This window comes from Sulfurovum sp. AR, assembly GCF_000296775.1.
Taxonomy (GTDB): Bacteria; Campylobacterota; Campylobacteria; order Campylobacterales; family Sulfurovaceae; genus Sulfurovum; species Sulfurovum xiamenensis.
On sequence record NZ_AJLE01000009.1, the window covers coordinates 61575 to 83814 of the forward strand.

Here is a 22240-nt window from a genome sequence, read left to right on the forward strand (position 1 = left end):
TTATAAAGGTAGATTATAGTATGATTATTGAAAATTTAGCCGAATTTGCCAGTAAAAAATTTGGTCAAAACTTTTTAAAGAATGATATCTATCTTCATAAAATCATCCAAGCGATGCCCAATGACGATCTAAAAGTCGCAGAGATTGGACCTGGCTTAGGTGATTTAACCAAAGAACTTGTAAAAGTTCGAAATGTCACAGCATTTGAGGTTGATAAAAGATTATGTGAGCATCTTACAACCGAATTCAAAGAACCTATCCACAAAGGGCACTTTGAATTACGGTGCGGAGATGTGCTTGAGCGTTGGGAGTCAGGAAGCCTGTTAGATGAGCCTTATCATCTGGTAGCCAACCTGCCCTACTATATCGCAACCAATATCATTTTAAAAGCATTGAAAGATGAACACTGCCGGTCCATTCTGGTGATGGTTCAAAAAGAAGTGGCTGTTAAGTTTGCAGCAAGTGTCACACAAAAAGAGTTTTCTGCTCTTTCTGTACTTGCTCAAACGGTAGGGAAAGCGACACTCTGTTTCGAAGTTGAACCCGAAGCATTTGTCCCCCCTCCGAAAGTGACTTCCGCGGTGCTTTTAATAGAGAAAGACCGGTCACTGGATGATGAGAGGTTTGAAGCGTTCTTAAAGATCGCATTTGCGCAACCGCGTAAAAAACTCTCTAAAAACCTTACGGCTGTTTTTTCTAAAGATATGGTACATCAAACCTTCGAAAAGTTGGGTATAGACCCCAACCTACGGCCTCATGAAGCTGAGACATCTATTTATCATCACATATATAATGAACTAAAGGATAATTTAGATGGAAAACAACAGTCAGAACAACGAAAAATCTCAAAATCAAGGGCAAAGAACACCCAGAGATAGAAAACCAAACCCACATAGACAAAATACACAAGGGCAAAATACCAACCGACCTAACCCTAATGCGAACAGAAAGCCGAACCCGAATAGAAAGCCAAACCCACAAAGAGAAGTCAATGGGAATGTGCAAGACAGAGAGGCTCCGGATGGGAACAGAAAGCCGAACCCTAACAGAAAACCACATCCTCACAGAAAGCCGAACCCTAACAGAACACAAAATGCTGAAGGTCAAGATAATAGACAAAATCCAACCAAAAAACAACATCCTGGTAAAAAACCGCAGCAAAACCGTGTCGGAGGCGGTAAAGGCAGAGGGAAAAGAAAAAATGTTACCACTGTGAATGATACCATGCGAGCCTCTCTTGAAGAGAATGCACGCGTAAAAGACGCGACCATGAATCCATGGAAAAAAATTGACATGGCGAGCAAAGGAAAGGTCAGATTTACACCACTTGGGGGGCTTGGTGAGATCGGCGGGAATATGGCCGTACTTGAAACTGAGACTACAGCTATTGTCATCGATGTGGGTATGAGTTTCCCTGATGAAACCATGCACGGTGTCGATATCTTAGTACCTGACTTTTCTTATCTGCACACACTCAAGGGTCAAAAAGACGTCTATATCATTATCACACATGGACATGAAGACCATATTGGTGCCATGCCATATCTGTTTAAAGAACTAGAATTTCCGATCTATGCAACACCACTTGCACTCGCTATGATAGAAAACAAGTTCAATGAACATGGATTGAGCGCACACACCAAACATTTCAACTTTGTGACACTGAGACAACAGTATCAGATCGGAGATATGAAAATAGAGTGGCTGCATAATACCCACTCTATCATTGATGCCTGTTCTCTTGCAATCGAGACACCTGCAGGGATCATCATGCATACGGCTGACTTTAAAATAGACCATACCCCTGTAGATGACTATACGATGGACTTACGTCGTTATGCCTATTATGGAGAAAAAGGTGTACTTTGCCTTTTCTCTGATTCTACGAACTCCCATAACCCTGGATTCACAAAGAGTGAAAAAGTGGTTGGGAAAACGTTTGATTCACTGTTCGAACTTGCAAAAGGAAGGGTGATCATGTCGACCTTCTCATCGAATGTTCACAGAATCTTCCAAGCGATGCAAAGAGGTGTGAAGCATGGAAGAAAGATCTGTGTGATCGGCCGTTCTATGGAGCGTAATGTTGAGACAAACAGAGCTTTAGGTTTTGTAGATATCGAAGAGAAACACTTTATCGAAGTGCATGAAGTTCCTAAGTATGCTGACCATGAAATCCTCGTCGTCACGACGGGTTCACAGGGTGAAACCATGGCTGCACTGAACCGTATGGCAACGGATGAACATAGACATATCAAACTTAAACCTACTGATACTGTTATCATCTCCGCTTCAGCAATTCCAGGGAATGAGGCTTCTGTCTCCAGTCTGATGAACAAACTGATGAAAGCAGGTGTCACAGTAAGATACAAAGAGTTTGGGGATATCCATGTCTCTGGTCACGCAGCACAAGAGGAGCAGAAGCTTATCTTGAGACTGATCCAGCCTAAATTCTTCTTGCCTGTTCACGGTGAGTATAATCACATTGCACAACATGCGAAAACGGCGGTTGCTTGTGGTGTGGATGAGAGAAATATCTTGCTGATGAGCGATGGAGATCAAGTAGAGATCACACCTAAATATCTTAAAAAGGTCAAAACAGTCAAGAGTGGTAAAACATACATCGATAATCAAAACAATAAGACGATTGAAAATGATGTCGTACTTGACAGACAAAAACTGGCAGAGGACGGTATTGTCAATGTTGTTGCACAGATCAGCCAAAGCAACCAGAAAGTCGTGGGTAAACCGGTAGTGACAAGTCATGGACTTGTAGCTGCCAAAGAAGATAAAAAGTTTGCAAAAGAGATCGAAGTACTGCTTGAGACTATGATGCTTAACATGAAACCTGAAGCATTAAAGAACCATAGAGATGTCGAAAATGAAATTCGAAATGTCGTAAGAAAGCATGTGATCCGTACGAAAAAGAGATATCCTCTTATCATTCCTACGATCTTCATCATCTAATCTACTTCTGCCTTAGGGCAGGAGAGAATCCCATTTAACTTATCTATTTGATCTGAAGTAATATAAACATCTGCTCTCCCCCTGCTAATTATGCTATAATCCTTTAAAAATATATAAAGACTGAAACCATGGATCTCATTAAAATTGCACAAGAAACTTTTCACATTGAAGCAGATGCCCTATACAAAGCTGCCGAACGTCTGGACCAAAACTTTCTGGATGCCATTTCACTGATATTGGGAACCAAGGGAAAGCTCATTATTACCGGTGTAGGGAAATCCGGTCTTGTAGGTGCCAAAATGGCTGCGACGTTTGCTAGTACGGGAACATCCAGTTTCTTTTTACATCCTACAGAGGCACTGCATGGGGACTTGGGGATGATAAGTAAAAACGATACCCTGCTCGCTATCAGCAGCAGTGGAGAGAGTGAAGAGCTTACGAAGATCCTTCCCCATATCAAACGTTTTGATATCCCGCTTATCGGGCTGACAGGGAATAAAGAGTCATCACTTGGCTCTTATGCGGATGTTTTTCTTGACATTTCTGTAGAGAAAGAAGCATGTCCTCTGGGTGCTGCCCCTACGACATCCACCACGCTGACCATGGCATTGGGCGATGCCTTGGCTGTCGCACTGATGGAACAAAGAGGGTTCAAACAAGAGGATTTTGCCTCTTTCCACCCTGGAGGTTCGTTGGGAAGAAAACTGTTTGTGAAGATCAAAGATCTCATGAGAACCACAGATCTGCCTATTATCAAAGATACAACCACCCTGAAAGATGCCATTGTGGCCATGAGCGAAGGGAAACTGGGTACCGTGCTTATCGTAGATGCGGATGATAAATTTATCGCTATCTTAAGTGATGGTGACCTTAGACGGGCACTGATGAAAGAGGGGTTCAGTTTAGACCACCTGGCTATAGAATATGCCAGCCAGAATCCAAAAAGCTATACCAATACAGAATTACTGGCAAGTGATGCCCTTGAAATTATAGAAAATGGACGCATTCAACTTCTGCCTATCACCAATGATGCGGGGAAGATCATCGGAGTATTGCATATCCATGATCTGGTCAATGCTGGTATTAAAAGCAAATAAAAAACGAGACACAATGAGACTAAACAAATATATATCGCATAACACCAAATATTCCAGAAGAGAAGCAGATAAGCTTATTGAAGAGGGAGAGGTCACTCTCAATAAACAAGTGTTGAAAGATTTTGGTTATGAAGTAGAAGAAGGTGACCATATCTATGTGAAAGGCAGACCGGTCAAGCCGAGCAAAGAAGTGACGGTCATCGTCTACAACAAACCTAAAGGGGTTCTGGTCACAAAAAAAGATGACAGAGGACGTGCAACCATCTATCATAAACTACCAGGCAAATATAGACACTTTGTACCCGTAGGTAGGCTCGACTATGCCTCTGAAGGACTTTTGCTCTTAACAGACTCTCCAGAAATCGCAACAGCTCTTATGGAGAGTGAATTAGACCGTACCTATAACCTGAAAATAGACAAACCTATCACACCAGAGATGATCAGCGCGATGCAAGAAGGTCTTGTACTGGATGATGCCCGTGCAGGTGCCCATGAAAAAAGTAAGATCCATAGTATGGAATTTGCACCTTTCGTACACTTTGAGATACGGGCAGAAGGAAAAAACTTTTCAAAGCTTCGTGTGACCATTGCTGAAGGTAAAAATAGAGAACTAAGACGTTTCTTTGCACATTTTGAAGCAAAAGTACTTGACCTTAAACGTGTCGCTTTTGGAGGTATAGAACTGAACAATCTACCTACGAACAAAACACGTTATTTTACACGCAAAGAATATGATGATCTACACAAATTCATGAAACGCAGAAAAAAGAATGCCGAAATAGAGGCAAAGAACAGAGCCAATGCAGCAAAACAAGAAGAGAAAAAATCTGATACATCAAAAAAGTCTAGTAAAAAAGATTAAATTTTGCCAAACCTTGCACTGAAATATCGTCCCAAAACACTCGATGCACTGATAGGTCAATCACATCTTTTAGGTGAGCATGCCATACTACGAAAGCTCATCACATCAGGTACCCTCTCCCATACTTTCTTTTACGGACCGCCAGGCTGCGGGAAAACAACGCTTGCAAGGGTGATCGCTACCCTTCTAGATAGACCTTTTTACGAGATGAATGCCACTACACTCAAAATCGAGGATCTTCGCAAGATCTTTAAAGAGTACACCAATGCCCTACAAAAACCTCTTATTTTCATCGATGAGGTCCATAGACTCAGCAAGAACCAGCAAGAAGTACTCTTGCCTTTTATGGAAAACCAGGCAGCCCTGATCATAGGAGCCTCCACAGAGAACCCTTACTATTCACTTACTGCAGCGATGCGTTCCCGTTCTCATCTTTTTGCGCTCGAAGCGATCGATGAAACAGCGTTGCATACCTATCTTGATACCATCATTCAACTTGAAGATATCAGCGTAGAAGAGGAGGCAAAAGAGTACCTTGTCTTTTCCAGTGGCGGCGATGTCCGTGCCATGTTAAACCTGCTTGAAAGTGCAGCAGCTGTAGAAAGTCCTATCACATTACACACACTCAAACAGATACGTCCTCATGCCATGCAGGCAGGCAGTGCTGAAAGTGAAAGCCATTATGAACTCACCTCTGCGATGATCAAAAGTATCCGTGGTTCGGATATAGATGCCTCCATCTATTATCTTGCCAGATTGATCGACGGGGGAGAACCTGCAGAGTTCATCGCAAGACGCCTAGCCATTCTCGCCAGTGAGGATATAGGCAATGCCAACCCCCCTGCTCTCAATCTTGCCAGTTCCACACTTAACATTGTGAAACATATAGGGTATCCTGAAGCAAGGATCTCTCTTTCACAGCTGGTCATCTACCTCGCCTCATCGCCCAAGTCCAACAGTGCCTATATGGCGATCAACCATGCGCTTAAGGATATAGCAGCCGGAGAGATACACCCTATTCCATCCCATATTAAAACCCATGCAAAAAACTATCTCTATCCCCATGATTTTGGTGGCTGGGTCAAACAATCCTACCTTTCAGTACCCAAAAAATACTATGACACACAACAGATAGGTTTTGAAAAAACGCTTTGGCAATGGCATGAGAAAATAGTGCCTAAATCATAAGACACATTTTTCACACATTTCTGTGCTATAATTCACACTATTTAATATAAAAAGGAAATTGAGATGAAACGAAATATACTTAAGTATATGCTTGTATCCAGTACAAGTATTATCTTATTAAATGGTTGTACAGGTCAAGAAGTAGCACCTAACAATGCTACACAGACAGGCGCAGCTACCGGTGCTGTGGCAGGTGCAGTGATAGGATACAATACAGGTAGTGGCGGCGGAAAAAATGCTGCTGTAGGTGCGCTTATCGGTACAGCCCTTGGTGCGGGCATAGGAAGTGCGGTGGACAGTAATAATCCAGAACCAGTAGAAACAGGCGGATGGCAATAGCCTGCATCTGATCATCAAAAGGAGATAAAATGAAATTAACCAAACCAATATTTGCTGCTACATTAGCTGCTTTTATGCTTGGAGGATGTTACAATCAGCCAGGCCTAGTTCAAGATGAAAGTTACGATCGTACAAAAACAGGTGTAGCTGCCGGTGCTTTGGCAGGTTCTATGATAGGCTATAATACAGGTAAACATGATGCGAAAAGTGCCATCATAGGTGGTCTTTTAGGTGCTGCTGTAGGTGGAGCTATCGGCTACAATATGGACCAACAAGCTAATGAAGTTGCCCGTGCGCTAGGTACAGGTGTGAATAATGACCCTCTAGCAGCGCTTGATCCACGTAGAGACATCGTTGTATCAAAATATAATAACTATGTAAAAATTATATTTAGAGATCGTATGATGTTTGCTACAGGATCATCTAAGCTACAGTCGAATGCAAGATATAAAGTACAAAAAGTCGCACAAGTTTTACGTAACTATCCTCAAACTGTTGTAGGTGTAGCAGGATTTACAGATAATGTAGGAAGCTACCAATACAATCTTGGACTTTCACAAAGACGTGCAGCTACAGTCAGTGATATCCTTGCCGTGAATGGAAGACCCTACACAAAAGGATGTTCATACAATAAAGCCATCGCACCGAATAACTCTGCTGAAAATAGAGCACTTAACAGAAGAGTAGAAGTCTATCTTTATGCAGACAGAAACAGAATGTCTGATCCTTGCCGTTAACCTCGGCTATTTCAATAAGCTAAGCTCTCGCTTGGCTTGTTCTGCATTCATTTTACCAGAAAAGTATTGACTTTCCACACTATCGATAGAGGCAATAAGTTTCGCCTGTAATATCTCTCCTCTCAATCTCTCTTTTACAAATATTTTCATTTCAGAAAAATCAGGAAAAAGCTCTAAAAATTCTGCTTTTAACTTAGAATTATTCCATGCTTGCACCTGTACAGTTGCTGGTGTATCAGTCATATCGAGTATTTCCCGCCCTATACTGTCAACGGTTTGATACTGATCAAATTGGTGCTTTTGCTTATATTCTTCATTTTGGAATTTCTCATCTTCCTGGATATCACCTACGAAATTGGTGATAAAATAAAGGAACCCAATACCTATGACAATAAAGAAAAATAAACTTTTGTCCATACTAAAATCCTAATTATTTATTTACGATGAAAAGTATACAATAATTTTTTATATATGTGAATTGTAGTTTTATTTTAAACCTAATTCATACTCCATGAAAATCCGTGAAGCGCTATTATCCTCGAAAGAAAAAAGAACAAATATGAAATAATGCGACAACAGCTCAAGAAAGAGTATGAAAAAGAGATGAAAAAACTAGTATCATTTATGATATTAAACCACTCTCAAATGCATTTAAAGCCCTTTTTACCAATGTCACTAAGGATACCTATCCAGCAACAAAGAAAGCGATTTATGGATACTGTACAGCATGGAACAAAATTGATAGATCAGCAGAGTATTTGGCTAAAGAGACTATAAAGGCATCGATATAACTTGAGAATAAAATGTTAGCGAATAAATATCAGGATAATCATTGTGTGAGAATATGGATTATGAATTTGTAGATGGTGCGGATGAGAGGACTCGAACCTCCACGCCGTAAAGCACCAGATCCTAAGTCTGGCGTGTATACCAATTTCACCACATCCGCATGTGATTGTTTTACTAAACAATAAAAAGTAAGTGGTACACCCGTCAGGATTCGAACCTGAGACCGCTCGCTTAGAAGGCGAGTGCTCTATCCAGCTGAGCTACGAGTGCAAACAATATAATAATAAATAACAAAGTTGATACATTAAATGGTACGCCAGAGAGGACTCGAACCCCTAACCCTCAGATCCGAAGTCTGATGCTCTATCCAATTGAGCCACTAGCGCTTCATCATTCGGGTGGTTACCCTGTTTAATTACCAATGGGGTGGATGACGGGGCTCGAACCCGCGACACCCAGTGCCACAAACTGGTGCTCTACCAACTGAACTACATCCACCATAATTAAATGATTACTTATTATTATAACGTTAAATATCTAAATGGTCGGAGTGAAAGGACTCGAACCTTCGACCCCCTGGTCCCAAACCAGGTGCGCTACCAGACTGCGCTACACTCCGTTACCTTATAAAAAGGAACGCAATTATAGTCAAAAGGTTTCCATTTGTCAATAGATTTTGGAAAAAAAGTGAAAAATATGCATTTAATCACTAAATTAGAGGTACTTTAGGCGTTAATGAGTATAATGATTCAATCTTCGATACAGGGTTAACATATGAACAGTATATTTGAACAAATCAATAGTATTTTAGGCTCTTTTTTCTTCTTTGACATCTTTTTTGGCAAGATGGAAGAGACGAGTATGCCTTTCATCGTTGCATGGTTGATCGTAGGAGGGATTTTTCTTACTTTTCGTTTTGGTTTTATCAATGCACGCATGTTTGGTCATGCCTTTAAGATCATCACAGGTAAATATAAGACTGCTGACGATGTAGGGGAGATCACTCCTTTTCAGTCTTTGACAACCGCCCTATCCGCCACAGTTGGTCTGGGGAATATCGCAGGGGTTGCCATTGCCATAGCGGTAGGAGGCCCTGGCGCTACATTCTGGATGATCCTGGCAGGATTCTTTGGTATGACACTTAAATTTACAGAAGTGACCCTTGCACAGATCTATAGAGAGATAAGACCTGATGGACGTATCATGGGTGGAGCGATGCAGTACCTTTCCATAGGACTTGCCTCTAAAGGATATATCAAACTGGGAAAAGTACTCGCTGTGATGTTTGCTGTACTTGCCATAGGAGGATCGTTGGGTGCGGGGAATGCATTCCAAACTTCACAGGCCATGGGTGCACTCTCAGAACGTATCCCTTTCTTTCAAGAGTATCCGATCATTTTCGGTCTGATCTTGGCAACACTGGTAGGATTTGTCATTATCGGAGGTATTAAACGTATCGCCAGTACAGCAGAGAAGATCGTTCCTGTCATGGTATTTATCTATTTAGCTGCATCCTTATGGATACTGATCACAAATGCTTCTCAAGTACCTGCTGCGATCTTAACCATCTTTCATGAAGCCTTTGCTCCTACTGCCGTTGCAGGTGGTCTCATAGGTGTACTTGTACAAGGTTTTAAGCGTGCTGCCTTCTCAAGTGAAGCCGGTATAGGTTCTGCAGCCATTGTACACTCTACTGCCTCAGTCAAATACCCTGTCAGACAGGGGATGGTCGCACTGTATGAACCCTTTATAGATACCATCGTTATCTGTAGTATGACAGCGCTTGTGATCGTCACTACAGGTGTCTATGACCCTAGTGGAGAGTTTGCAAACCTCGTGGCTTCAAAACAGGGTGCAGCACTGACGGCAGCAGCCTATGGAACCGTCATTTCATGGTTCCCTGTGATCTTGTCATTCTCTATTGTACTTTTTGCTTTTTCCACGATGATCTCATGGTCTTATTATGGTGAGCGTTCTTGGACGTATCTGTTTGGAGAAAAATATACTCTGTTGTATAAACTGATCTTTGTGTCATTTACAGTGATCTCATCCATAACCAGCGCTTCTACTCTGTTAGAATTCTCTGATCTTCTCATCTTGGGAATGGCCTTACCAAACCTTATAGGGCTTTATATGCTGCAAGGTGTTGTTCACACAAATCTCAAAGCGTATCTTTCAAAATGGAAAAGTGGAGAGTTGGATAAAGAGTGTATAGAAAAAGGGGTTTGTGAACCTAAGTCGTAGAGTATATGTAAGTTATTTTAAAAGAGAGATGGTCAAACCATCTCCACACCCTTTTCACCTTTTTCAAGTGTACCGATCACATAACCGTCTGTATTTTCAAGTACGGCATCGACATTTTCAGGGTCTACTACCCATACCATTCCTACACCCATGTTAAAGGCTCTGTACATCTCTTCTTCTTCCACATACTGGCTCATGAATTCAAAGATAGGCAGTACCCTGATACTCTCTTTGTTTACAATCGCTCTCATACCTTCTGGAAGGACTCTAGGAAGGTTTTCTACGATTCCTCCACCTGTGATGTGGGCTAAGGCTTTTACATACTGTTTATTGGCTTTATACTCTTTGACGTAGATACGTGTCGGTTCCAACAGCGTCTCTACAAGCGGTTTGCCGTTAAAATCATCTTGGAGGCTCATACCCAACTTGTCAAAGAAAAGTTTTCTTACCAATGAATACCCGTTTGAATGCACACCTGAACTCGGCATAGCAATGAGGACCTGTCCCTCTTTGACATTGGCTACCGTATCCATCTCTGAACGTTCTGCGATACCTACTGCAAATCCTGCAAGGTCAAAGTCATCATCCGAATACATACCTGGCATTTCTGCTGTTTCACCACCTACAAGGGCACATTCAGATCTACGACAACCCTCTGCGATACCCGCAACGACATCTTTTGCATTCTCAGGAAGCAATTTACCTGTTGCATAGTAGTCCAGGAAGAACATCGGTGTACCGTTATTACAGATAAGATCATTCACACACATGGCTACAAGGTCAATACCTACGGTATCAAGTTTACCGCTCTCTATGGCAATTTTCAGCTTTGTTCCTACACCGTCTGTTGCAGAAAGGATCACTGGCTCTTTGTAACCCGTTGGCAGTGCATAGGCACCGGCAAATGAACCTATACCACCAATCACATTTTTATCGAAAGTAGATTTTACATCACTTTTGATCGCTTCTACAAACTCATTACCTGCATCGATATCTACACCGGCATCTTTATATGATATGTTTGACATTAGTTATTGTCCTTTTCATTGGTTTCTTCACATTTACACGCAGGGAAGATCTTTTTAAGCATAATAAGCCCTGGACAGAAGCCTGTCAATCCTGCGATAACAAGCATGACCATCATGGCAAATTGCAAAATAAACGCAGCTGCATACATGCCAGAACCGGCCAAACCCATCACAAAGCCCAGTATACTAGCCTGTATTAAACGTTGTATCTTTTCAGCACACATTTAAAGATCCTTATGAGAAATTGGTCGTATTATATCTAATTTTAGCTGTTTAACTTCCGACCCAGCTTCTCCTCCACTGAACCTACTTTGTTACCCAGTCTGCCCACTGGACCATCACGCCAATCTATCTTGATAGAACTATAGACACGACCGCAATCCTTTTGAAGCTCTTCATAGGCTTTGTTAATCACAGCCAAAACCTCTTCCACGGTTTCACCCTCTATGATCGTACCCATAGGCGTAAGCTGGTACGCCAATCCGCTTTTATCTACAATATCCAATACCCTTGCTACAAAAGCACTTTTACTTTGGGTTTTTTCCGTAGGGAACATACTGAATTCTACTAATGCTGACATGGTCATCCTTATTCTTTTAATTTATTTTTAATGTTATAACAGATTATAGGTTATAATCCAGCATAGTTCGGGTTAAAGGATGAAAATGGTGGATATGATCGTTGTAGGAGCGGGGGCTGCAGGACTAGTCGCTGCCATCACTTCTGCAAGAGCAGGACAGAAGGTACTCCTTCTGGAACAAAATACCAAAATCGGCAAAAAAATACTTGTTTCTGGTAACGGAAAATGCAACATAGGCAACAGATACATCACTTCACATCGCTTTCATGGAGAGAACCCTGATTTTATAGATGCCATGTTGAAAGGATATGACTTTCAAGTCGTAGAAAAGTTTTTCACATACCTGGGGCTTGAACTCATCGAAGGGAAAGAAGGAAAAATGTTTCCTATGTCATTGCAAGCGAGTTCCGTGGTTGAAATACTTGAGTATGAAGCTGAAAAAGCAGGTGTAGCGATACTCTGTGACTCTGCAGTCACATCCATAAGCAAAGAAGAGGAAATTTTTACTGTAGAGACATCCCAGGGCACAAAGCGTTGTAAGAAACTCCTTTTGGCATCAGGTTCGCCTGCCGCACCGCAACTCGGAGGCTCAAACTCCGGATATGCCTTTGCCACAAAAATGGGCCACACTCTCATACCGCGTCACCCTGCTCTTGTACAACTCTGTTCGGATGAAACATGGGTAAAAACCTGTGCAGGAGTAAAAGTGGCTGGGATAGCGAAACTCTATGCAAATGGAGAGTACATCACAGAGAAAAAAGGTGATCTACTTTTCACAAACTATGGAATCAGCGGGTTGGCCATTCTAGATCTTAGCCGAGAGGTCAGTACAAGGCTGGCAAATTATGACTATTGTGAGCTCAGTTTGGACCTCATGCCAGAACTAAGCAAAGAAAAGCTTACCAACCTACTGCTGAGCCGTATAAAAGAGGGAAGTGAAAAACCTATAGAACTATGGCTTCACGGTGTCATCAACAAAAAACTCATCTCTATCATTTTAGAACAATCCAAGTGTAAAGCCAAACAAGAAAGTGACTTAAATAGAAAAGAGGTCAGTAAGCTGGTCTACACCCTTAAAAATCTAAAACTCTCCATAAACGATACTAAAGGTTTCAAAGGGGCAGAAGTCGCCACAGGCGGTGTCAATACCACTGAAATCAATCCGGAAACGATGGAATCAAAACTTGTAAAAAATCTCTATTTTGCAGGAGAGATACTCGATGTCGATGGAGACAGGGGAGGATTTAATTTTCACTTTGCCTGGGTGAGTGGGATGAGAGGAGGAAAAAATGTTTAAAAAAGAATTTTTGAAAAAAAATAAATTGGAGCTAACAGTATCTGTAATGATGTTCTTTTTAGTATGTTTTCTAATGCTTATTCAACAAACTGCCATTGTCATTTTCATACTATTTGTATTGAGCTTTTTTATGTTACTTAATTCCATGAATAGATATAAAAAATTTAGCATACTTAGCCGTAATGAAAAAGAAAGATATAAAATTATTTCTCAAAAACCCAAACAAGAACGAAGTGAAGAGGAGGAAAATTTCTATCTACAGACACAAGAATCATTTTTTAGTTTATTCGCGGCAAAATATAGTTTTATTTTTGCTGTTTTATTACTAATACTTTATAAACTCTTTAAATGAAGAAGGAAAACTTGAATATAAAAAACATATATTCTGTGTTAAATTTGTTTGAAAGTTTCTAATGTGGTAAAGGAGCATACGAATCAGTATATATGACCCGCATGCTTTTTGAAGATGGAACAAAAGGGAAAAACTATTTTGCGTTCTTTTTGTCTCTTGCCATTCTCTTTCGGATATTCTCATCCAAATATTTCTTTCTGATTCTGATAGAGACAGGAGTAATTTCGATAAGTTCATCATCTTCTATCCATTCCATTGCGCTTTCAAGTGTAATAGGTCTTGGTGGTACAAGCTTGATGGCATCATCAGCACCCGAAGTTCTCATATTTGTAAGCTGCTTTCCTTTAAGTGGGTTCACATCCAAATCACCCGGTCTTGCAGATTCACCGATTACCATACCCGAGTATACTTTATCTTGCGGTTTAATGAACATCACACCACGTGCTTGAAGGTTAAAGATTGAGAAGGCTACGGCTTCACCGTTATCCATAGAAACCAATGCACCCGGTGTTCTACTAACAACAGTTCCAGAATAAGGTCTGTACTCTAAGTAAGAGTGGTTCATGATACCTTCACCCTTAGTATCTGTCAAAAATTCATTTCTAAATCCGATCAATCCACGTGCAGGGATCTCAAACTCAATCCTTACCGTACCATCTGGCATAGGTGTAAGTGAAGTCATTTCTGCTTTTCTTTTACCGAGTTTTTCGATGGCAACACCCTGAAATTCTTCAGGAACATCGACAACCAAGTGCTCAAATGGCTCCATTTTCACACCCTCTTCTTCTTTCACAACAACTTCCGGACGTGCAAGAAGGAATTCAAATCCTTCTCTTCTCATATTTTCAGCCAAAATACCGATCTGTAGTTCACCACGACCTGATACTTTGAATGATGCTTCACCTGTAGGCTCCATACGCATAGCGATGTTTGTTTCCATCTCTTTTTCAAGTCTTTCACGGATCTTGTTAGACGTAACATGTTTTCCTTCTGTACCTGCCAAAGGACCGTCATTGACAGACATAATAACTGAAAGTGTCGGCTCTTCCACATGCATAGGGTCGAGTGCTACCGGATTTACAGGATCACAGATAGAATCACCCACATCAATGTCAGCAAATCCTGCGATCGCTACGATATCACCTGCTTCAGCTTCTTGGATCTCAATACGATCAAGTCCTTTAAATCCGATAAGCTTAGAGACTCTAGATTTTGATTTAGAACCATCTGCTTTAACAAGAAGATACTCATCACCTTTTTTCACTTTACCGTTGAAGATACGTGTAATACCGATACGTCCAACAAAGTTGTCTGAATCAAGGGTAAATACCTGAGCCTGTGTATCATTGTCAGGTGATCCTTGCGGATATGGCACTTTATCTAAAATCGCTTCGAAAAGTGGTGTCATATCTTTGTTTTCATCTTCCATTTCCCATTTTGCATACCCATCTCTGGCTGCTGCATACAGTACAGGGAATTCAAGTTGCTCTTCATTGGCATCAAGTGCAACAAGAAGGTCAAACATTTCGTCAAGTACTCTTTCAGGGTCTGCTCCGTCTTTATCGATCTTGTTGATCACAACAACGGGAATAAGTCCAAGTTCAACCGCTTTTTTCAAAACGAATTTTGTTTGTGGCATTGCACCTTCTTGTGCATCCACAAGCATCAATACGCCATCTACCATCTTAAGTACACGCTCAACTTCACCACCAAAATCGGCGTGACCCGGAGTATCAATAATGTTGATCTTATGATCCCCATACGTAATAGCCGTGTTTTTTGAAAGAATCGTAATTCCTCTTTCTTTTTCGATATCATTAGAGTCCATTGCTCTTTCTTGCACCTCTTGGTGTGCAGCATAGGTTCCTGATTGTTGAAGTAATTGATCTACAAGTGTAGTTTTACCGTGGTCAACGTGCGCAATAACCGCGATGTTTTTAATTTTTTGCATAAAATATCCTAAAATAAGGCTTTGTGCCCTATGTGTAATTTTCGCGAATTATACCCAAAAATTGCTATATAAGAGATTTTAATATAAAAAATTATCTCATTTGACTCAATGTTCTGTTCTATCGCTATACAGATATCTGCTTTTCTACAGTGAAAATCCGTACACTTCATGGTAGGTTTTCATCGCATAACGGTCTGTCATCGCTGCGATATAATCTGCAATAACCCGCTCTTTAATACGTACATCAAAAAGTTCTTTTTGATAGGGAGGAAGCAGATCTGTATCTTCTGTGAATGCCTTATAGAGTCCTTGTATACACTGTTTCCCTGCGTGCATTTTTCGTACAATTTTTTGGTGTTTATAGAGTTTCTGATGTAGCAGTTTTTTGAGTTTTTTAAGCTGTGTTCCTGTCTCTTTTGAAAATCCTACAGGTAACTCCTCTTGCGCATCGATGGTCACACAGATCGGTGTCTCTTGCCGATATTGTTTTGCACCCTCCTTTGAAGTCTCTATAAAATCTTCTACCAGCAGTTTAATAAGTCCTGCTACAAATCGGTGTCTATAGAGTTTCTCTTCTCTTGAAACGCCCTCCTTTTGTACCACTTCATCCACTCTTAAACAAAGCGCATCTTTTAACAGGTCATCAAACGAAATGAGCCCGTATTTGATACCGTCATCTATGTCATGTGATGTGTAGGCTATCTCATCTGCATGGTCCACTACCATCGCTTCAAGAGAAGGGTGTTTCTCCAGATCAAAATGAGGATCCAACCCTTCCAAAAAAGGTTTTTTATAGGGATAGGAATGCTTAAGTACCCCTTCCAGCGTGGCAAATGTAAGATTAAGTCCGTCAAACTCTTTGTAACGTTTTTCCAGTTTGGTCAAAACCCTGAATGACTGAAAATTGTGTTCAAAGCCTAATGGCCTGCCATCTGCCTTTAAAAGTTTATCTAACTCGTCTCCGCCCACATGCCCGAACGGCGTATGTCCCAGATCATGTGAAAGTGCGATCACTTCTGCAAGAGTCTCATTAAGGTCTAGCATACGTGAAAGTGTTCTAGCTATCTGGCTTACCTCAAGTGAATGAGTCAAGCGTGTGCGAAAGTAGTCACCTTCATGATTTAAAAAAACCTGTGTTTTATACTCTAAACGTCTGAAAGAACTACAATGCAGTACTCTATCCCTGTCTCTTGCAAAAGGGTCTCTAAAATCTTTTTCGAAACTAAAAAATCGTTCATCGGGTCTCACAGTCTAATCCTTATATAGCTCTAAATTTATAGTGATATAATTGTATCTAAATATATGATGGAGTCTCCCCATGGAAACAATGGAAATGTATCACATAGCGTATGAAAAACCTAAAGTTACGCTTTTACAACAATCTGGCCTTGGTGTTGCAGAGATCGCAGCAAGAACATGTTATGACAGTTTCGAAAACAGTGAAAATGCATGTGTAAAAAATGCAATGGATCATTTGGATACGAATGCCATCAATAACATCGATGATTCAGATCTTCTTTCAAGTCTTGCATGGGTACATCACCATCACTCCATCATCGAACATGCGACTTTGAGTTATTTGATACAGGGAACTTCACGAGGTGTGCTGCAGGAGCATGCAAGACACAGACTCCAGGCCATTTCTGTAAGAAGTACACGCTACACCATGTCAAGCGTTATCAATGCTTTTGTAGCTTCACTTGAGGCAGAGGACGGTTTTGAATTCTTTTTTGAAACACTTCTCACGTTAAACCTTTTCGTCATAACAGACAAAGAGTATCTGCACATCGAGATCAGAGCGATCCATGACAAATTACATTTTCAATATCAAAGAGACAGTGATTTCATACACACAGCCGTAGCAAAATCTTCTATACCTTTTATAGAAGAGAACAGAGGCAATGCAGCAGCACTTTTTAAAGCATTGGAAAACGGAAAGAAAAAAAGAAATGTGGGAGATGGCTTTAAACATATTGTCTCAGATAACTGGAAAGTGGACATGGTGGTCACATTTAATATCAGAAGTCTCAAAAACTATTTTGACCTCAGGGATTCTGGTGCAGCATGGTTCCAGATACAATGGCTGGCTGAGGCGATGAAAGCAGTCACCCCTGTAAAATATCTAAAACTCATCGATAAAAACTATAAAGATAAATAATATAAAGATTGTCTAGAAATATATTTACAAATTAATTGACATTTAATATAATATTATAATATAATAAATTCTAATGAGAATTACAAAGATACAAGGAGTGTAAAATGAAAAAATTCAATCTTTCATTAGTAGCGTTGTTGGCAATGAGTACACTCGCAACGGCGGGTGGAGATATCGCACCGGTTGAGCCTGTAGTAGAGACTCCAGTGATAGAAGAATCTACAGGTTCATTTTATGCAGGTTTAGGTTATTCCTATATGAACTTGGATCCTGATAATAGTGCTGAAGCAAATGGTGACGCAGTACTTTTACTGGCAGGGTACAACTTTAACCAATATATTGGTGTGGAAGGTAGATATAGCGGACTTACCGATTGTCTTGAGAATACAGCCATCTATCTTAAACCTATGTATCCAATGGGTGGTATTACACTTTACGGATTACTTGGATATGGGCAGGTAGATTATGATGGCGGGCAAAACTTGTCTGAATCAGGTTTTCAGTGGGGTCTAGGTGCCAGCTATGAAGTGGTTGAGAATATAGGTATATTCGTAGACTACACAAACCTCTATGATGATACAGGATTCGATGGTGCATTACCAAACCAAGATGTTCTAGCTGATTCTATCAATATAGGATTTACCTATAAATTCTAAAATAATGCTAAGCCTTAAGGGGCTTAGCCACATAAAAATATTCACTCCATTTACCCTTTCTTGCTACAATTGAACTTACACTAAATTTCACTATAATACGTTTTCATAAATGACTTTATACTTTAAATTTTGGAGCACTTTTTTGCGTTTTTTAACACTACTGATATTTTTACTATTTACACTCAATCCTCTTCATGGGGAGATACTTTCCATGGAGAACATCACTACACATATTCAAAAAGGTATTCAAACACGTATCACTGGTCAAAACAGACCTATCATTCAAGAGATTTATGCCCAAACTGGCAATAAGCCTTTATGGATAGGAAATAAAAACAGAATAAAAACAAGTCACCTGATACAAGCACTCAATGACCCTCTTTTTAACTATAAAAATAAATCGTTTGATCAAAGATCCATCAAACATCTCTTTTATCAGCTTGACAATGGAGAGATCAGCCAGGTAAAACAAGCCTCTGCCTATGCAAAACTTGACCTTGTATTGACCAGCTCATTCGTACGTTTAGTAAGATTTATCGTTCAGGGTGATGTAGACTGGAACCTTGTACAGAAAAAACTGAACACCCTTGAACAAAGTGATGATATTACTGCTAGATGGGAAATGGAACCTAAAGCATTTCCAGATCTTAACGGACTGATCTCTGCTATAGAGAATGACACTATCTATGAGTATCTAACTTTTCTTCTTCCTATGGAAAAACGATACAGAAAACTTGTCAAACTTCTTAATGATTATCGTGTGATGGATAAATTTCCAAAGATAAAATATAGTAATGAAACGTTGAAACTGGGTGATAGTTCCAGTCGTGTCGAAGAGATAAAGAGACGATTGCAGATCACTGGTGATTATCCTAAAAATGCACCTATTGACAGTAAATTTGATGAAACACTTAAAAGAGCAGTCATGACCTACCAAAAGCGTTACCTGATTAAAGTAACAGGCATGGTGGACAGAACAACGACCTACTATCTTAATCTTCCTGCAAAAAGTAATATACAGGCCATCATTACAAATCTGGATAAAACAAAACTCTATCCAAAACAATTTGAAGATGAACATATTGAAGTGAATATACCCGATTTTAATCTTCGGTATTATAAAGATCAAAAGAAGGTCATGAAAAAAGGTATTGTCGTAGGACGTATAGACAGACCGACACCGCTTTTCTCCAATGCCATAAGCTATATGGTACTCAATCCGACATGGACCATACCTGATAATCTTATCAAAAGAGATCTGATCCCTGTACTGAGAGATAACCCTATGTATCTCGAAGAGAATAATATGCATGTATTTCAAGGTAATAAAGAGATAAATATCACCCAAGAGATGCTGGATCCCTATGAAAAGAGTGAAAAACCTGTGCCTTACCGTATTGTGCAGTTTCCAGGTGAAACAAATGCACTTGGACGCGTAAAATTCATGTTCCCGAATAAATATGCCGTCTATCTGCATGATACAGACAATAAATCATTGCTCTCCCGTCGTTATAAGATCTATAGTTCCGGTTGTATGCGTGTAGAAAAACCTTTTGATCTTGTAGATATGCTGCTTGAACATACATGGAAAAACTATTCTCAAAACAAAATTGATGAAATACTCGCAAGTAATGAGCCTACAACTATCTATCTGAAAAAACAGATCCCTGTGCATATCCTATACTTTACTGTCTACGAAGAGAATGGATTGGCCTATTTCAAAAATGATATCTATTTGTATGATAAGATCATTGAAGAGTCCGTAGAAGGAAACAAAAAGTCTACATTTACCATACCTGAAAAACGTATGATATCTGTAAAGAAAAATGCACAACCGCTTTCTAACTAGATTTTTTTCGTAGTTTTACCCTTTGCAGATGTGTCAATGCAATAGCCATTGCATCTGTAATATCCAAGGGTTTGATCTCCTTTTTAATGCCAAAAAGTCTTTTTACCATAAAAGCGACTTGTTCTTTATCAGCTTTTCCATTTCCAGTGACTGCTTTTTTGACCTGTAATGGCGTATATTCATAGAAATAACCTATCTCCTGGAGTATTTTTAATGAAAGTGCTCCCCTGAATTGTGCAAGCTTTAAAACAGACTTGGGATTATAGGCAAAAAAGATATCTTCTATGGCCACTTCATCTACTTTATGTGCCTTTAAAATGACGTCAATGCCTTCTACAAGCTCAATGATCTGCTCTTGTAACTCTTTTGCTTTGATTTTAAGTAAACCTGCTTCAACCAGTGAAAACTTTTTTCCATCCCAAAATATGATACAGTACCCTAAATTACGGCTTCCGGGGTCTATTCCTAAAATATTCATTCACACCTTTGTTCACATAGTGAATAAAATTATTCAACTCTGTTTAATGACGCTATTTTAGCTTAAGTTGGCTAAAATATCATAAGTTATTCACATACAGAATTTTAACGCTTGAAAACTGTGAAAATCTATTCACACATTTAAAAATATTAAAGGCATGAACGGATGAATATAGGACAAAAAGTACTTTTTGAACTGAAAAAAGAGATCACTGAAGTAGAATATGAACGATATATTAAAAACCTTACTTATGATACCAAACGTTCCCGAAGTAATATTGCCTATTTTAATGCGCCTAATATGATCATTGCAAAATGGATCAAAAGTAAATATACTGATAAGCTCATGCATCTTTTTGAACTGCAGAACGAAGTCAAACCGGAAATAGAGATCACCGTAGGCAAACAAAAAGACCAACGTTCAACACCAGTTACAAAACATACAAGTGAAAAAAGTCATTCGAAAAGTACCTATCTCAATCCCTCTTTGACCTTCGAAAGTTTTATTGTAGGGGACTCTAACCAATTTGCCTATACCACAGCAAAATCCGTAGCAGAAAAACCTGGTAAACTTTATAACCCTCTTTTTCTTTATGGTGGTGTAGGACTGGGGAAGACACATCTTCTTCAAGCCATAGGTAATTATCACATAGATCTGGGAAAAACTGTTATCTATACAACATTAGAACAATTCATGAACTCTTTCACTTCACATCTACGTTCCCAGACCATGGATAGATTTAGAGAAAAGTTTAGAGAGTGTGATCTACTTTTGATAGATGATATACAATTTCTAAGTAGAAAAGAACAGACACAAGAAGAATTTTTTCACACGTTTAATGAACTCTATAACAATAATAAACAAATTGTCATTACTTCAGACAGACAACCCAATAAGATCGCCGGACTTGTAGATAGATTAAGAACCCGTTTTGAAATGGGACTCCTTGCAGATATACAACCACCTGGACTGGAGACTAAAATTGCCATCATACAAAAAAAATGTGAACTTGACGGTATTTCACTGGATAATGAAATCGTCAATTACATCGCTACGCACATGGGTGACAATATACGTGAAATCGAAGGAACCATCATCAAACTGAACGCATTGTCTTCCATGCTTAACCAGGAGATCACACTTGATTTTGCACAAAATGCCATCAAAGACCAGCTTAAAGAGAAAAAAGAGAACATTACGATAGATGAAATTGTAAAAATTATTTCAAAAGAACTCAATATCAAACCTTCAGATATGAAATCTAAAAAACGTACAAAAAATGTGGTAAATGCAAGAAGAATTGCGATCTATTTAGCTAGAAACCTGACCCCTAATTCTATGCCTCAAATAGCCGTATATTTTGGTATGAAGGACCATACAGCCATTTCACATGCAATGAAAAAAATCAATGAACTTATAGAGAGTGATGAAAATTTTAAAGTAATTTTAGAAGAACTCTCCAACAAAGTAAATACCCATACACAAAGTGATGACATATAAACACTATTTCATCATAGAAAACTTGAATAAAAAAAAGATATAATTTTAAAAGTGAATAAATGTGAATGTTCAAAAAGAGTTAGACATTCAATTAAACAACGATCACGCCAGCGATTAAAGTAGTTTTTCACATATTCATGTCGTACTACTACTACCTACTAATTTTATTAA

The 22240-nt window shown here is 39.6% G+C and carries 21 protein-coding genes and 5 tRNA genes; 14 read left to right on the plus strand and 12 right to left on the minus strand.

Going from position 1 to position 22240, the window contains the following annotated elements; genetic code table 11:
• The first annotated feature begins 20 nt into the window (after positions 1–20).
• The 7 genes from rsmA to SULAR_RS08460 all read left to right on the plus strand — a co-directional run bounded on the left by rsmA (position 21) and on the right by SULAR_RS08460 (position 7187).
• A complete protein-coding gene (rsmA, locus tag SULAR_RS08430) occupies positions 21–878 on the plus strand; it encodes a 16S rRNA (adenine(1518)-N(6)/adenine(1519)-N(6))-dimethyltransferase RsmA (RefSeq protein ID WP_008245010.1) in 858 nt (285 codons plus the stop codon).
• The gene (locus tag SULAR_RS08435; RefSeq protein ID WP_008245012.1) at positions 814–2964 is read left to right on the plus strand and encodes a ribonuclease J; all 2151 of its coding nucleotides are present in this window, start codon (positions 814–816) and stop codon (positions 2962–2964) included. The genes rsmA and SULAR_RS08435 overlap by 65 nt, the downstream gene beginning before the upstream one ends.
• Before the next feature lie 128 nt (positions 2965–3092).
• The gene (locus SULAR_RS08440) at positions 3093–4061 is read left to right on the plus strand and encodes an SIS domain-containing protein (RefSeq protein WP_008245015.1); all 969 of its coding nucleotides are present in this window, start codon (positions 3093–3095) and stop codon (positions 4059–4061) included.
• 13 nt (positions 4062–4074) lie between these two features.
• Positions 4075–4923 carry a pseudouridine synthase gene (locus SULAR_RS08445; protein WP_038000494.1) on the plus strand — a complete coding sequence of 283 codons (849 nt, stop codon included), beginning with the start codon at positions 4075–4077 and terminating at the stop codon, positions 4921–4923.
• 3 nt (positions 4924–4926) lie between these two features.
• Positions 4927–6111 (plus strand): replication-associated recombination protein A, encoded by a 1185-nt coding sequence (locus SULAR_RS08450; protein ID WP_008245018.1) that lies wholly within the window; start codon positions 4927–4929, stop codon positions 6109–6111.
• Positions 6112–6174: 63 nt separating this feature from the next.
• Positions 6175–6450 (plus strand): YMGG-like glycine zipper-containing protein, encoded by a 276-nt coding sequence (locus tag SULAR_RS08455; RefSeq protein ID WP_008245019.1) that lies wholly within the window; start codon positions 6175–6177, stop codon positions 6448–6450.
• A 29-nt stretch (positions 6451–6479) separates the two neighbouring features.
• A complete protein-coding gene (locus tag SULAR_RS08460) occupies positions 6480–7187 on the plus strand; it encodes an OmpA family protein (RefSeq protein WP_008245020.1) in 708 nt (235 codons plus the stop codon).
• Positions 7188–7193: 6 nt separating this feature from the next.
• Here the strand turns inward: SULAR_RS08460 and SULAR_RS08465 are convergent, their stop codons facing one another.
• The 6 genes from SULAR_RS08465 to SULAR_RS08495 form a co-directional block, all read right to left on the minus strand.
• Positions 7194–7604 (minus strand): hypothetical protein, encoded by a 411-nt coding sequence (locus tag SULAR_RS08465; RefSeq protein WP_008245021.1) that lies wholly within the window; start codon positions 7602–7604, stop codon positions 7194–7196.
• Positions 7605–8051: 447 nt separating this feature from the next.
• Positions 8052–8136 (minus strand) — tRNA-Leu (locus tag SULAR_RS08475).
• 33 nt (positions 8137–8169) lie between these two features.
• A tRNA-Arg gene (locus tag SULAR_RS08480) sits at positions 8170–8246 on the minus strand.
• 39 nt (positions 8247–8285) lie between these two features.
• A tRNA-Arg gene (locus SULAR_RS08485) sits at positions 8286–8362 on the minus strand.
• 36 nt (positions 8363–8398) lie between these two features.
• Positions 8399–8474: transfer RNA gene (locus SULAR_RS08490), tRNA-His, on the minus strand.
• Positions 8475–8518: 44 nt separating this feature from the next.
• Positions 8519–8595, minus strand: a tRNA-Pro gene (locus tag SULAR_RS08495).
• Positions 8596–8750: 155 nt separating this feature from the next.
• Between SULAR_RS08495 and SULAR_RS08500 the strand changes: the two genes are divergently transcribed.
• Positions 8751–10220, plus strand: coding sequence for a sodium:alanine symporter family protein (locus SULAR_RS08500; RefSeq protein ID WP_008245025.1), 1470 nt, complete (start codon positions 8751–8753; stop codon positions 10218–10220).
• A gap of 32 nt (positions 10221–10252) precedes the next feature.
• Here SULAR_RS08500 and purM read toward each other — a convergent pair whose 3' ends face one another.
• From purM to SULAR_RS08515, 3 genes are read right to left on the minus strand one after another with little or no spacing between them, the layout of a single operon-like run.
• On the minus strand, positions 10253–11248 hold the full coding sequence (gene purM / locus SULAR_RS08505; protein WP_008245032.1) for a phosphoribosylformylglycinamidine cyclo-ligase: 996 nt from the start codon (positions 11246–11248) through the stop codon (positions 10253–10255).
• Positions 11248–11472: a DUF2892 domain-containing protein gene (locus tag SULAR_RS08510; RefSeq protein ID WP_008245033.1), complete on the minus strand. Its 225-nt coding sequence runs from the start codon at positions 11470–11472 to the stop codon at positions 11248–11250. Before SULAR_RS08510 ends, purM begins: the two co-directional genes overlap by 1 nt.
• 41 nt (positions 11473–11513) lie before the next feature.
• A complete protein-coding gene (locus SULAR_RS08515) occupies positions 11514–11828 on the minus strand; it encodes an MTH1187 family thiamine-binding protein (protein ID WP_008245034.1) in 315 nt (104 codons plus the stop codon).
• An 85-nt stretch (positions 11829–11913) separates the two neighbouring features.
• Here SULAR_RS08515 and SULAR_RS08520 point away from each other — a divergent pair, with 85 nt between their 5' ends.
• Together SULAR_RS08520 and SULAR_RS08525 are read left to right on the plus strand one after the other, a co-directional pair.
• Positions 11914–13125, plus strand: coding sequence for an NAD(P)/FAD-dependent oxidoreductase (locus tag SULAR_RS08520; protein ID WP_008245035.1), 1212 nt, complete (start codon positions 11914–11916; stop codon positions 13123–13125).
• Positions 13118–13477 (plus strand): hypothetical protein, encoded by a 360-nt coding sequence (locus SULAR_RS08525; RefSeq protein WP_008245036.1) that lies wholly within the window; start codon positions 13118–13120, stop codon positions 13475–13477. The genes SULAR_RS08520 and SULAR_RS08525 overlap by 8 nt, the downstream gene beginning before the upstream one ends.
• Before the next feature lie 133 nt (positions 13478–13610).
• Here the strand turns inward: SULAR_RS08525 and typA are convergent, their stop codons facing one another.
• Positions 13611–15428, minus strand: a complete 1818-nt coding sequence (gene typA / locus SULAR_RS08530) for a translational GTPase TypA (RefSeq protein ID WP_008245037.1) — start codon at positions 15426–15428, stop codon at positions 13611–13613.
• Between the two features lie 144 nt (positions 15429–15572).
• Positions 15573–16676 (minus strand): deoxyguanosinetriphosphate triphosphohydrolase, encoded by a 1104-nt coding sequence (locus tag SULAR_RS08535; protein WP_008245038.1) that lies wholly within the window; start codon positions 16674–16676, stop codon positions 15573–15575.
• 70 nt (positions 16677–16746) lie between these two features.
• Here SULAR_RS08535 and SULAR_RS08540 point away from each other — a divergent pair, with 70 nt between their 5' ends.
• The 3 genes from SULAR_RS08540 (at position 16747) to SULAR_RS08550 (ending at position 20091) form a co-directional block, all read left to right on the plus strand.
• Positions 16747–17586: an FAD-dependent thymidylate synthase gene (locus SULAR_RS08540; RefSeq protein ID WP_008245040.1), complete on the plus strand. Its 840-nt coding sequence runs from the start codon at positions 16747–16749 to the stop codon at positions 17584–17586.
• Positions 17587–17690: 104 nt separating this feature from the next.
• Entirely contained in the window at positions 17691–18242 is a 552-nt protein-coding gene (locus SULAR_RS08545; protein ID WP_008245042.1) for a porin family protein, read from the plus strand.
• Between the two features lie 142 nt (positions 18243–18384).
• Positions 18385–20091: a murein L,D-transpeptidase gene (locus SULAR_RS08550; RefSeq protein WP_008245044.1), complete on the plus strand. Its 1707-nt coding sequence runs from the start codon at positions 18385–18387 to the stop codon at positions 20089–20091.
• On the opposite strand, the gene ruvC is transcribed toward SULAR_RS08550, so the two are convergent.
• A complete protein-coding gene (gene ruvC / locus SULAR_RS08555; protein WP_008245046.1) occupies positions 20084–20569 on the minus strand; it encodes a crossover junction endodeoxyribonuclease RuvC in 486 nt (161 codons plus the stop codon). The two genes, SULAR_RS08550 and ruvC, sit on opposite strands and share 8 nt — an antisense overlap.
• Before the next feature lie 165 nt (positions 20570–20734).
• Here ruvC and dnaA point away from each other — a divergent pair, with 165 nt between their 5' ends.
• Positions 20735–22069, plus strand: a complete 1335-nt coding sequence (dnaA, locus tag SULAR_RS08560) for a chromosomal replication initiator protein DnaA (RefSeq protein ID WP_008245048.1) — start codon at positions 20735–20737, stop codon at positions 22067–22069.
• Positions 22070–22240: the final 171 nt, after the last annotated feature.

Coding starts and splice junctions, on each gene's coding strand:
- dnaA (WP_008245048.1), top strand. CDS start 20,735: ATGAATATAGGACAAAAAGTACTTTTTGAACTGAAAAAAGAGATCACT.
- SULAR_RS08460 (WP_008245020.1), top strand. CDS start 6,480: ATGAAATTAACCAAACCAATATTTGCTGCTACATTAGCTGCTTTTATG.
- typA (WP_008245037.1), bottom strand. CDS start 15,428: ATGCAAAAAATTAAAAACATCGCGGTTATTGCGCACGTTGACCACGGT.
- SULAR_RS08510 (WP_008245033.1), bottom strand. CDS start 11,472: ATGTGTGCTGAAAAGATACAACGTTTAATACAGGCTAGTATACTGGGC.
- SULAR_RS08440 (WP_008245015.1), top strand. CDS start 3,093: ATGGATCTCATTAAAATTGCACAAGAAACTTTTCACATTGAAGCAGAT.
- SULAR_RS08445 (WP_038000494.1), top strand. CDS start 4,075: ATGAGACTAAACAAATATATATCGCATAACACCAAATATTCCAGAAGA.
- SULAR_RS08520 (WP_008245035.1), top strand. CDS start 11,914: ATGGTGGATATGATCGTTGTAGGAGCGGGGGCTGCAGGACTAGTCGCT.
- SULAR_RS08515 (WP_008245034.1), bottom strand. CDS start 11,828: ATGTCAGCATTAGTAGAATTCAGTATGTTCCCTACGGAAAAAACCCAA.
- SULAR_RS08465 (WP_008245021.1), bottom strand. CDS start 7,604: ATGGACAAAAGTTTATTTTTCTTTATTGTCATAGGTATTGGGTTCCTT.
- SULAR_RS08545 (WP_008245042.1), top strand. CDS start 17,691: ATGAAAAAATTCAATCTTTCATTAGTAGCGTTGTTGGCAATGAGTACA.
- SULAR_RS08435 (WP_008245012.1), top strand. CDS start 814: ATGGAAAACAACAGTCAGAACAACGAAAAATCTCAAAATCAAGGGCAA.
- SULAR_RS08500 (WP_008245025.1), top strand. CDS start 8,751: ATGAACAGTATATTTGAACAAATCAATAGTATTTTAGGCTCTTTTTTC.
- purM (WP_008245032.1), bottom strand. CDS start 11,248: ATGTCAAACATATCATATAAAGATGCCGGTGTAGATATCGATGCAGGT.
- SULAR_RS08455 (WP_008245019.1), top strand. CDS start 6,175: ATGAAACGAAATATACTTAAGTATATGCTTGTATCCAGTACAAGTATT.
- rsmA (WP_008245010.1), top strand. CDS start 21: ATGATTATTGAAAATTTAGCCGAATTTGCCAGTAAAAAATTTGGTCAA.
- ruvC (WP_008245046.1), bottom strand. CDS start 20,569: ATGAATATTTTAGGAATAGACCCCGGAAGCCGTAATTTAGGGTACTGT.
- SULAR_RS08540 (WP_008245040.1), top strand. CDS start 16,747: ATGGAAACAATGGAAATGTATCACATAGCGTATGAAAAACCTAAAGTT.
- SULAR_RS08525 (WP_008245036.1), top strand. CDS start 13,118: ATGTTTAAAAAAGAATTTTTGAAAAAAAATAAATTGGAGCTAACAGTA.